6 protein-coding genes are annotated in these 12,440 nt (G+C 50.0%); all 6 read left to right on the top strand.

Annotation, left to right across the window (positions count from 1 at the left end):
• Positions 1 to 24 precede the first annotated feature (24 nt).
• The 6 genes from ACTHMC_RS05705 to ACTHMC_RS05730 all read left to right on the top strand — a co-directional run bounded on the left by ACTHMC_RS05705 (position 25) and on the right by ACTHMC_RS05730 (position 12,417).
• Positions 25 to 1,857 carry an alpha-L-fucosidase gene (locus ACTHMC_RS05705; protein WP_440411628.1) on the top strand — a complete coding sequence of 611 codons (1,833 nt, stop codon included), beginning with the start codon at positions 25 to 27 and terminating at the stop codon, positions 1,855 to 1,857.
• A 10-nt stretch (positions 1,858 to 1,867) separates the two neighbouring features.
• Positions 1,868 to 4,402, top strand: coding sequence for a sialate O-acetylesterase (locus ACTHMC_RS05710; RefSeq protein WP_440411630.1), 2,535 nt, complete (start codon positions 1,868 to 1,870; stop codon positions 4,400 to 4,402).
• A gap of 290 nt (positions 4,403 to 4,692) precedes the next feature.
• The gene (locus ACTHMC_RS05715) at positions 4,693 to 6,255 is read left to right on the top strand and encodes a glycoside hydrolase family 28 protein (protein WP_440411632.1); all 1,563 of its coding nucleotides are present in this window, start codon (positions 4,693 to 4,695) and stop codon (positions 6,253 to 6,255) included.
• A gap of 107 nt (positions 6,256 to 6,362) precedes the next feature.
• Complete coding sequence (locus ACTHMC_RS05720; protein ID WP_440411634.1) at positions 6,363 to 9,518, top strand: SusC/RagA family TonB-linked outer membrane protein; 3,156 nt, start codon at positions 6,363 to 6,365, stop codon at positions 9,516 to 9,518.
• A gap of 23 nt (positions 9,519 to 9,541) precedes the next feature.
• Entirely contained in the window at positions 9,542 to 11,263 is a 1,722-nt protein-coding gene (locus ACTHMC_RS05725) for a RagB/SusD family nutrient uptake outer membrane protein (RefSeq protein ID WP_440411636.1), read from the top strand.
• Positions 11,264 to 11,274: 11 nt separating this feature from the next.
• Positions 11,275 to 12,417, top strand: a complete 1,143-nt coding sequence (locus ACTHMC_RS05730; RefSeq protein ID WP_440411637.1) for a glycoside hydrolase family 88/105 protein — start codon at positions 11,275 to 11,277, stop codon at positions 12,415 to 12,417.
• The last annotated feature ends 23 nt before the right edge of the window (positions 12,418 to 12,440 follow it).

The raw sequence follows: 12,440 nt of genomic DNA on the forward strand, positions 1-12,440 counted from the left end.
CTTACTTTATATTTCGCATCTGTCTTGACTCTTATTAGCCTGACGGAACTGAATGCACAGGTGAAAGGAGATGAAGATGCAGAAATGTTCAACCGCGCCAAAGCCCGCGACCAGCAGGCCATCGATGAAGCCAGGACAGGCTGGTGGGCGCAAAGCATGAAAACCCACAACCAGCGTATAGCCTGGTGGCAGGACGCCCGCTTCGGCATGTTCATTCACTGGGGCATCTACTCATTGCCCGGAGGAGAATGGAACGGGAAGAAAGTAGCTGGTTATTCCGAACATCTCATGCGTAAAGAAAAGATCAGCAGGGCTGATTACCTGCAACTGGCGCATCGCTTCAATCCTGTTCGCTTCAATGCGGATGAATGGGTGAAGCAGGCGCAGGATGCGGGAATGAAATACCTGATCGTAACGGCCAAGCACCACGATGGCTTTGCCATGTATGATTCTAAGGTCGGCGACTTCACGCTCACGCAACAGACACCCTTCAAGAGGGACCCCATGGCTGAACTGGCAGCTGCCTGTAAGAAGCATGGTCTCAAATTCGGCTTCTATTATTCTCATGCGTTCGATTGGGAACATCCGGATGCGCCGGGCAACGACTGGGAGTACAATAATCCGGGCGGCGACAAGCTTCTGCATGGCGGTACCAACTGGTATGATGTACATCCAGCACTCCTCCCCAAAGCACAGCGATATGTAACGGAAAAAGCCATTCCGCAGATCCGTGAATTGCTCAATATGTATCATCCGGATATCCTTTGGTTTGATACGCCTCATAAATTACCCCTCTCTGAAAATATCCGCATCTTAAAAGCGATCCGCGAAACCGATCCCAATGTAGTGGTGAATGGCAGGCTGGTAAGAGCCGCAGGAGCGGAGCTGGGTGATTATAAGAATACGGCCGACAGGCCCGCGGAATTCTTTCCCGTGACCGGCAACTGGGAAGCGATCCCCACTACCAATGAGTCATACGGTTATCATCAGTTCGATAGTTCCCATAAATCCGTAGCGCATTTTATTCAGCTGATCGCCAGCGCCGCTTCACGCGGTGGCAACCTGCTGATGAATATCGGCCCGAAAGGAGATGGCAGTTTCGATACAAAAGATCAGGAAATCCTGAAGGGTATCGGACAATGGATGAAGCTCAATGGCAATTCCATTTACGGAACAACGGCAAGTATATTGCCCATGCAGAACTGGGGCGTGATCACGCAGAAGAAAAACCGGATCTACCTGCATGTATTCAACTGGCCCGCCGATAAAACTTTGCAGGTGGGCGGTTTTAAAGGAAAGGTCTCAAAAGTCTGGCTGCTCAGCGATGCAGCTAAAAAACAGTTGCCTGTTCAAATAAAGAATCACGTACTGCGCATCAGCCTTCCGGCGCTGGCGCCCGATAAAGTGGATGCTGTGATAGTACTGGAGACTGCCGGAAACGTTTCCGCAGATTCCACGCGTTATTTAGCATCAAACATTGTAGTATCGCGTTTGCTTGCTTTCGATGCAAAGCAGGAAAATGCTGGTTTCAGGTTCGGTGATGGTAAAACAGACAAATATTTCGTGGAAGGATGGAAGAATGATAACCAGTCACTGAGCTGGAACTTCAATACTTCAGAAAAAGGAACATACAGCATTTTGGTGAAGTATATTGCAGGCGGGGGGAAGTACCTGCTTACGTTAGATAAAGCATTATTTGAAAAGCCGGTGAGTGCAAAGAAGGGCATAGTAACGGAAGAAGCGGGTACAATGATCATACAACCCGGCTGGCATCAGCTCAGGATCAGTCCGAAGCTGATCGGAGGCAGCGAACTGATGAAATTACTGGAAGTACAACTGATAAAAACAATACAATAAATCCCGAACCATGAAGCAAGTCAGTATCCTGGTCATCTGTTGTCTATTTGTAATAACCATGCAGGCTCAGCTCAATGTACCTGCCGTGTTTTCCGATGCGGAAAAGCAAACGGAACTGATGCTGAAGAATGCTGCTGAACGCAGAAAGGAAAAGCCGGACCTCGTTTCCCCGAGAACCCTGGAGAACGGCGAGTTGAAGATGGTGGCGAGCCGCGACTGGACCAGTGGTTTCTTTCCCGGCGTACTCTGGTTCCTCTACGAATATACCGGCAAGCCGGAATGGAAAGAGAAAGCACAGGCTTACACTTCCTTCATTGAAAAAGAAAAACTCAATGCAGGTACCCATGATATGGGCTTTAAGATCTACTGCTCCTTCGGAACGGGATACCGTTTGACCAATGAGCCGCGATACCGGGATGTGATCCTGGAATCCGCACGCACACTGGCCAGCCGTTTCAATCCAACGGTGGGCTGTATACGCAGCTGGGACCATAGCAAAGACAAATGGGATTTTCCTGTGATCATAGATAATATGATGAACCTGGAACTTCTCTTTGCGGCCACACAGCTGACCGGGGATTCCGCATATTACCGTATTGCCGTATCACATGCCAATACCACCATGAAGAATCATTTCAGACCTGATTACAGTTCTTACCATGTGGTGGCTTATGACAGTCTTACCGGCAAAGTGGAAAAACGCCAGACGCACCAGGGCTACAGTCATGAGTCTGCCTGGAGCCGTGGTCAGGCCTGGGCGCTTTATGGGTACACTCTTTGTTACCGTTTTACGCGCGATAAAAAATACTTACAACAGGCAGAGCATGTTGCACAATACATCCTCCATCATCCCCGCCTGCCAAAAGATAAAGTAGCTTATTATGATTTCGATGCACCCGGCATACCTGATGAGCCGCGCGATGCATCTGCTGCAGCCTGTATGGCATCTGCTCTTTATGAATTGAGCCAGTACAGCACCAAAGCTGCCGTATATACCGCAGCCGCCAATACCATAGTGGAGAGCCTGACAAAATCCTATCGTTCTCCCATCGGAGACAACAAAGGATTTATTCTGTTACATAGTGTAGGTTCCAAACCCGGCAACAGTGAAGTGGATGTGCCGCTGAGTTATGCAGATTATTATTACCTGGAAGCCTTGCTGCGCAGCAAGCATATGCATGATAAGATGTTTGTTTTGCCTAAACCTTCTTTAAAGCTGCCTGCCGTGATTGCCAGTAATATGGTGTTGCAGCAGCAGACCCAAGCGCCGCTCTGGGGCAGTGCTGCCGCCAATGCCATGATCACAGTTGTTACTTCATGGGACAAAAAGAAATATATCGCCAAAGCCGATCCTTTCGGCAACTGGAGAGTAGCCGTGAGCACTCCCAGGGCCGGTGGACCTTATTCCATCAGCATAAGCGATACCAAACCCATTACTCTCAATAATGTAATGATTGGTGAAGTATGGCTTTGTTCCGGGCAATCGAATATGGAAATGCCGGTGAAGGGGTTCAGAAATCAACCGGTCCTCGGTGCAGAAGAAACCATCCTTGAAAGTAATAATCCCGATATCCGTCTTTTCCGCGTGGAGCGGGCCACAGCACTTGAACCTGTCAATGATGTGAATGCGAAATGGGAAACTTCTTCTCCCAAAAGCGCCCGCGAATTCAGTGCAGTGGGGTATGGCTTTGCGCAGATACTGCAGAAACAACTGAATATACCGGTAGGGATCATCCAGGCAACCTGGGGCGGTACGCCTATCCAGGGTTGGATGAGCGAAGAAAATCTGAAAGAATTCCCTGAAACGAAATATCCGGCTCACCGCACTGTGATCAACAAGAACCATCCGAAAGTACTGTATAATGGAATGATCCATCCGTTGACCGGCTATGCAATAAAAGGAGTGCTTTGGTACCAGGGTGAGACTAACAGGTCTGAGTATGCGCTATATGAAAAGATGATGCCGGCCATGGTAAAGAACTGGCGTAACAGCTGGGGTGGGAAAGATTGGGCATTTTACTATGTACAGTTAGCTCCTTATAAATATCCCAGCGCTGCAGGCGACGCTCCTTTTATGCGCGAAGCGCAGGAAAAAGCCGGCCTGGCAATTCCACAAAGCGGCATGGCCATCAGCATGGATGCAGGGGATTCCATCACCATTCACCCCGCTAACAAAACTGTGGTGAGCAGGAGACTGGCGTACCTGGCGTTGGGTAAAACCTATGGTGTGGAAGGCATCAGTTATGAAAACCCTTCTTTCAAAGCGATGAAGCTGGCGAATGATACGGCAAAAATATCCTTCAATAACGCCTTACTTGGGCTCACCTCCTATGGCCAGGAGATCAAAGGATTTGAGCTGGCCGGAGAAGATCAAGTATTTCATCCTGCGCATGCCTGGCTCACCAATGAAGGAGTGAGCGTCATCAGCAACCATGTACAAAACCCTGTAGCTGTCCGTTACGCCTTTAAAGATTACATAATAACAAACCTGTACAATACAGACGGTATCCCGGTTGCGCCCTTCCGCACAGACAACTGGCCATAACCGCCTGCCAAATAATTATTTCGCAGTGCCCAGTCGCTCGCGTCCCCGCGAATGATTGCTATTTTGTCGCCTCCGGCGACCAATCAGGAATAACACCCGGTTGGTTCGCCGGAGGCGAACTGCATATTGGTCACTCGCGGGGACGCGAGCGACTGCAGCACTCTGATCAAATTTGACCGTCTGCTAATTCAGCTTAATACGTGGTTAAAACCACAGCGTTCCCGCGCAGGAATATTGTGTTAGTTACATTCGGAATTAGTTCCGATTCAACCGGTAAATCTTTTACGCTGATGCGACTCGTATTATTGCTTGCTGCTCTGCTTTCGGGCATCGCCTCATATGCCCAGACCAATCAGTTCCTGATCACTGATTATGGCGCCAAAGGAGACGGTGTTACGCTCAACTCAATACATATTCAGGCTGCTATCGACACCTGCGCCGCCCGCGGTGGTGGTAAAGTGATTGTTCCCGCAGGAAGATTCCTGACTGGAACCATTGCGCTGAAAAGCGGAATCACACTGGTTTTACAGAAAGATGCTTTTATTGTTGGCAGTACGGATGTGAACGATTATCAGAATCTGGACCCCTTCACTGACGGGCTGGGTATTGATGTCGGTTATGCATTGGTGGTAGCCGTTGATCTGAAAGATATTGCCATTGAAGGGGAAGGCGCCATCGATGGGCAAGGCAAACAATTACGCGAAGTGCAGATAGCCACCGATACCAGGCCCGAAGCACAGCGATGGGGCAGAAGGCCATTCCTGCTTCGCGTGGTGCGTTGCGAAAATGTAAGGGTGCAGGGCGTAAAATTATTGTTCGCAGCTGCCTGGACTTCGCATTACTTTCAATGCAAACGATTACATATCACAGACGTGAAGATCACGTCCTACGGCGTTCCGCACAATGACGGGATGGATATCGATGGTTGCAGTGATGTGAGAATCACTAACTGCGACATCGAAAGCGGGGATGATGCACTCTGCTTTAAAACCACCAGCAGCGCCATGGCCTGCCGAGATATCGTTGTCAGCAAAATGCGCCTCAAGAGCGGGCATGGTGCCATCAAAATGGGCACCGAGTCAATGGCCCCTTTCGAGAATATAAAAATCTCCGATTGTTATATCTACCATACAAACAATGGCGGTATCAAACTGCTGACGGTGGATGGCGCTCATCTCCGCAATATCGAGATCAGCAATATCACTATGGTGGATGTGAAAACGCCCATCCTGCTCCGCCTGGGATCGCGCCTCAGTGTATTCCGCAAAGGCCGCGATGTGCAGCAACCTACCGGCACCTTTGAGAAGGTGGTTATCCGCAATGTAAAAGCAGAGGCCTCCGCCAATGCACAACTGAAGCCAGCTTCTGGCATTCTCATCACCGGTGTGCCCGGTCATTATATCAAAGATGTTACCCTTGAAAATATCTCCATCCGCCTGGCAGGTGGAGGCACTGCTGTTCATGCCCGCCAGGAAGTGCCGGAAGCTATCGATAAATACCCGGAAGTGAAAACATTCGGCCCGCTGGTGCCAGCTTATGGGATCTGGGCACGTCATGTAAAAGGACTGACACTGAATGCTATTTCGTTTGTCCTTGACAGCAATGATGCCAGGCCCGTCTTTATCTGTGAGGACGGAGAAGATATTACCCTTGCCAACTGGAATATTCCTGCCACACATGGCGCTGAATCCATTATCCGTCTTGAAAACGTAAGGAGCGCGCTGATCCGTAAGAACAAAGCCAAAGGGAAGGCCAGTGCCTTCGTGCGCATCGAAAAAACTGATGGATCCAATATCAGGGTAGAGAAGAACCGTATCAATGGAATTGATCCTGCCCGAACTGTTCACCAATAAATAAATTATGCTAACAATCTCAATTCAAAGGCACCGGTTTCGCCTACATGAAAAATGCCTTAAATGCTGCTGCAAAAAAAATTATTGATCCAGTAAAACTTGCCAAAATGATTCGTTCAAATCTTATCTCGGTCATCAACGGAATGCAACGGCGGTCCCTGCTGCTCAGGGTCACTGCCATGGCTGTTCTGTTCATCGCGCTGTTCAGCTGGCAGCACGCCTCCGCACAGGAAGGAAAACCGGTAACGCTGAAAGGCTTTGTTACCAACCAGCGTGGAGAACCTCTCCAGGGTGTGAGCATCCTGGGTGCTGGTAAATCCGTTACTTCCGGCAACGATGGCGCCTTCTCCATTGAAGTGCCTGCCGGGACGGAGCTCGTTTTTTCTTACACAGGGTTCGCCGATCAAAAGATCACTGCCCGCAATAGTCAGGCTGATCTCAGGATACAGCTGCAAACAAAAAAAGACCTGGATGAAGTTGTGGTGGTGGGTTACGGTACCAGGAGGAAGTCGGAGGTTACCGGCTCCATGGTTTCAGTAAATGAACAATCCATCCGCGATATCCCCACACCCAACCTCGCCTCTGCCATGCAAGGCCGTGCGGCTGGTATCGATATCCAGAAAGTGAATGGTAACAGCAAACCCGGTGCAGGCGTATCTATCCTGATCCGTGGCTCACGTTCCGTACGCGCCGGCAACGATCCGCTGATAGTTGTAGATGGAATTCCATTCAGCGGGAATTTCAATGATATCAACCCGGATGATGTTACTTCCGTTGAAATACTGAAAGATGCTTCCGCCACTGCCATTTACGGATCACGCGGCGCCAACGGCGTTATACTCGTCAGCACCAAGCGTGGTAAGGCAGGCAAGGCCGTTGTAACTTACAGTGGTTACGGCGGCAGCGTACAGGCCCTGGGAAAATACAAGATGATGGACGCTAAAGAATTCTTTGAATTCAAAAAATGGGCATACTACAATGGCCGCTTCATTTCCGGCAACAACAGGAAATATACAGGCCCTGAAGATCCTGCGATCCTGGCTGCAGAGTTCAGCGCAGAAGAACTGGAAAATATCAACAGTGGAAAATCCACCGACTGGCAGGACCTGGTGTATAAGAATGGATTCATCACCGATCACCAGCTGGGGGTGTCCGGCGGTTCCGATAATACACAGTACGCACTTTCCGGTGGCTATTACAAGGAAACCGGTGTGTATCCTGGTCAGGCTTTCGAGCGCTTCTCTCTCAAACTGAGTGTTGACCATCAGTTGAGCAAGATGTTCAGGATCGGGCTGAGTTCCCTGAATACATTCGGCACCACCAATGGTGAAGGCTTCAACCCGATGTCGCAGGCGCTTCGTGCTTCTCCGATGGTATCTCCTTACGACAATGACGGGAAGCTTCGCAATGATTTTGTACCCGGTTCCGCCGCACAGGTATGGAACCCGCTGGCCGACTTCCTGCCCGGTGCGAAAGAAGAGAGGAAGAAAAGGAACAGCTCTTTCAATACACTTTACCTGGATGTGAATCTTGGTAAATGGGCGGAAGGACTGAAGTACCGCTTCAATGCAGGTGCAGAAATAAGGAACGAAAACTACGGTAATTTCTACACCAGCAAAACCACTAACAATATGGGCGCGCCCTCCACAGCGCAGAACAGGAACAACCAGCTGACCAACTGGACACTGGAACATTTGCTGAACTACGACCGCACCTTCTTCGAAAAACATAAACTGAGTCTCACTGGCCTCTTCAGTGTGCAGGAACAGAAAACGCAGAGCAGCACTTTCAACAACAATGATATTCTCAACGATGTGCTGGAATATTTCAATCCAGTGTATGGCTCCAACCTCACCGGTTCCGGTAATACCGAAACATGGGCACTGGTTTCCTATATGGGCCGCCTGAACTATAGCTATGATGACCGGTACATGCTGACCGCAACCATGCGTACGGATGGTTCATCCAGGCTGGCGCCAGGCAATAAGTTCAAAACCTTTCCTTCAGGAGCCCTTGCATGGAATATCCATAATGAAGAGTGGTTCAATGTGAAGCCCATCAGTAACCTGCGTTTGCGCGCCTCCTATGGTGAAGTGGGCAATGCCTCCATCAGTCCTTATCAGACAATGGCCCGCCTCAGTGCATTGCGCATGAACTTCGGCGATCAGACCACCACCGGTGTGTATCTTACAGATGTGGCCAATGCCAACCTGAGCTGGGAATACACGGCCACTACAGAAGTGGGTCTCGACTTCGGTTTCCTCAACAACCGCATCACCGGTACCATCGGCGTGTACAAACAACAAACCAGAGACCTGCTGTTGCCACAGACACTGCCACATACTTCCGGGATTCAGAACGTAGCGCTCGCCAATGTGGGAGCTACCGAGAACAAGGGAATCGAATTACAGGTCAGCGCCAATATCCTGGTGCCCAAATCAAGGAATGAATTCGGATGGTCTGTGGATGCGAATGCCTTCATCAACCGGGGTAAGATCACCAAACTCAGCGAAGGCGTTACCCAGGATATCAGCAATAACTGGTTCGTGGGGCAACCGATCGGCGTGATCTTCGACAAGATCAAAGATGGTATCTGGCAGAATACAAAAGCGGATACAGCGCTTGCGCAACAATACAAACAAACGCTTTCCGGTTCCGGTTCCGTGATCGGCACCATCCGCTTCCTGGATTATAACCAGGATGGAAAGCTCGATGATAACGACCGCGTGATCCTTGGTTCCAGCCAGCCCAAATGGCAGGGGGGTATGACCAACCGTTTCACTTACCGCGGCTTCGATCTGACCGTTGTTGCCTTTGCAAGAGTGGGCAGCACTTTCAGAAGCACGCTCTCAGGTGGTGGATTCGCCAATACCTACCAGGGTACTTACAACAATGTGAAGACACGTTTCTGGACACCGGAGAATCATGAGAATGAATTTCCAAAGCCGAATGCCGACAGGACCAATACGCAGAATAACAGCCTCATGGGCATCTTCGACGGAACTTACCTGAAGATCAGAACTATCAGCCTTGGGTATACGCTGCCTCCCACTATCCTGAAGAGACTGGGCGCCAGGAACCTGAAACTGTACTCTACAGTGGAGAACCCTTTCATCCTGTTCTCGCCATTCCGCAACCATCCCTTCGGTGGCCTCGATCCTGAAACCGGTGGCGATGCAGACAGCCCGTCTGCAAGCGGACAGCTGAACGTAGATACGCCGCCGAACTGGAAACTGATTGTTGGTCTTAGTCTGTCATTCTAATTCAACCCAAAATGTTTGTTTGTATGAAAAAATATATCATCTGCGGTTGGCTGCTCGGATCCCTGATGGGCAGCGGCTGTAACAAGATGCTGGAAGAGGAGCCAAGGGCCATCCTGACCCCTGAATTCCTGAAAACAGAGAAAGGTGTGAGGAAAGGTCTGGATGCTGCGTATGGTGGTACCCGTTATGTTTGGGGAAGCCAGGACCTGTTTGTATACCTGTCCGGGGGAACTGATGAGTTTGTAAAAGGTGTTGACGGCAATACGGATCTCAACAGCTATACCAGTAATTTCACGGCCACACAGGGCAGCGGAAACCAGGTCTGGCTGCAATGTTATCGCTGGATCAATGCCTGCAATGGTATCATCGCCAATGCGCCGGCAGTTGAAATGGCGGAAGCCGACAAAAAAAGGATCATTGCCGAAGCTAAATTCCTGCGCGCCATGTTCTATTCAACACTGGTACAATTCTGGCGCGATATCACCGTAAGCACGGATTATATCACCACCTCCGTAACATCGGCCAAACGTAATTCGCTGGACGAATCTATCGCTGTTGTTATCAATGATCTCAAGGAAGCCATCCCTGATCTGCCGGCTGGTCCGAAATCGGCAGGACTGTTACCCGGCAAGGCCAATGCTGCTGCTGCGCGCCACCTGCTGGGAAGAATGTATCTCTACCGTGCTTCCACGCCTGCGGCCAAAGCAACAGATAAAGAAGATGCCTACCAGACACTCAAAGGGCTGATAGATGACCGCAACAACGCGGGCATCAGCCTGCTCACCGATTTCGGTGATATCTTCAAAGAAGGTAATGAAGCAAATACGGAAGTGCTCTTTGCCGTGCAACATACCAGCAACTATGCATTCAATGGTCCCAATAACAGTACAGTGGGCGATAATATCATGAACCATATGTTCATCGGCCAGTACGATAAACGGAATACGATGATCAGGAGTATGGACTATGGCCGTCCGTATATCCGGGTGGTGCCTACATTCTGGACTACCGATACCGTGTTCAAGGAGCGCGTGAACGATACCCGTTACGGTAAAACCTTCCAGACCGTATGGTATGCCAACTCCAATACAGCCGGGGATTACGATAAGTTCTCCTGGCCGAACCCTTTACCTGCAGGAGCACCTGCCGATGCAGTTCCCGGTGGGCGCAGGATCAAAAAGAAAGGGGATACATCCATCTATATGCCGGGCGTGCCCGTTACGGCGGCACAACGCGCCGCTGCGCCTTACCTGCTGTATGGCAATAAGAACTGGGACAATACACTGGCCCCCACTGTAAAGAAATACTTCGATAGCAAAAGAGCGGACCTGAATGATCAGTCGGTAAGGCCATTGATCGTATGGCGGTTTGCGGAGACCTACCTGCTGGCGGCGGAAGCTGCTATCCTTACCAACCGTCCGCAGGATGCTGCCGACTATATCAATGTGATCAGAAGAAGGGCAGCCTTTCCATCCGGAAATGCCAGTGCAATGGAAATTTCGGCTGCAGATGCCACCATGGACTTCCTGCTGGATGAGCGCAGCCGCGAACTGCTGGGAGAGAATACGCGCTGGTGGGACCTTGTGCGTACCGGAACCCTGATAGAACGTGTAAAAAAGCACAATACGGAAGCTGCTCCCAATATCCAGGACAGGCATACACTTCGTCCCATACCACAATCGCAGATCGATAATACGAGAGGCGAGAAATACAATAACAGTATCTATTTTCCCAACTGGAACTAAACAGTACGACTATGCGAAAAAGTATTTTTAAATACCTTGTGATTGCTTCCGTAAGCATGGGCATCGCCTGCAATGTAGTGGCGCAAACCCAGTCAGAAACTGATCTTGTCAACTGGCCGAAGGGCAGTTCTCCCAAAGAAGTGGGAAAGAAAGTGGCGGAACTTTTTGTGGTCACACCTCATCCGAATTTCGGAAGGCCCACACCTCCCAAAAGGATCACTTACCCTGAGATCTGCGCCTGGTATGGTGCGCTCAGTTTTGCCAAAGTGAGCAAGGATAAACCGCTGGCCAGAAAACTGGCCGATCGTTTTGAGCCCCTCTTCGGAAAGGAGGATACGCTGGTGCCGGTGCCGGATCATGTAGACCTGACAGTTTTTGGTTCCATTCCCTTTGAACTTTATATGCAGACAAAAGAAAAACGCTACCTGAACATGGGAAGGCATTTTGCCGATAAGCAATGGGGCGCTCCCGAAGGACCGCGGGTAGTTCCTGCCAGTCATGTTTACTATGAGAAGGGCTATACCTGGCAAACGCGTATGTGGATAGATGATATGTTCATGATCACTGCTGTGCAGGCGCAGGCCTATCGCGCAACAGGTGAGAAAGTGTATATCGAAAGGGCGGCAAAGGAAATGGTGATGTACCTGGATTCGTTGCAGAAGCCGAACGGACTGTTCTATCATGCGCCGGATGTTCCCTACTACTGGGCGCGTGGCAATGGCTGGATGGCGGTAGGAATGGCTGAATTGTTGCGCTCCATGCCGAAGGACAATCCTTATTATGAGCGCATCATGCAGGGTTACAAGACCATGATGGCTTCATTGCTGAAATACCAGGCGCCCAACGGCACCTGGCGTCAACTCATCGATGGGGAAGACTCCTGGTATGAAACTTCCGGTACCGGCATGTTTGCTTTTGCCATGATCACCGGTGTGAAAGAAGGCTGGCTTACTGAGCCTGCTTACAAGGCGGCCGCCCGTAAAGCCTGGCTGGGACTGGTGAGTTACCTGAATGAAAAAGGGGAGATCATGGAAGTTTGTGAAGGCACCAACAAAAAGAATGACCGTCAGTATTATTTAGATAGGAAAAGAAATGTTGGAGATTTACACGGACAAGCACCGTTGCTTTGGTGTGCCAATGCGTGGTTGCGATGATGAAATGAATAAATTAGAAAAAA

This window comes from Pseudobacter sp. (assembly GCF_051955275.1).
Lineage (GTDB): Bacteria > Bacteroidota > Bacteroidia > Chitinophagales > Chitinophagaceae > Pseudobacter.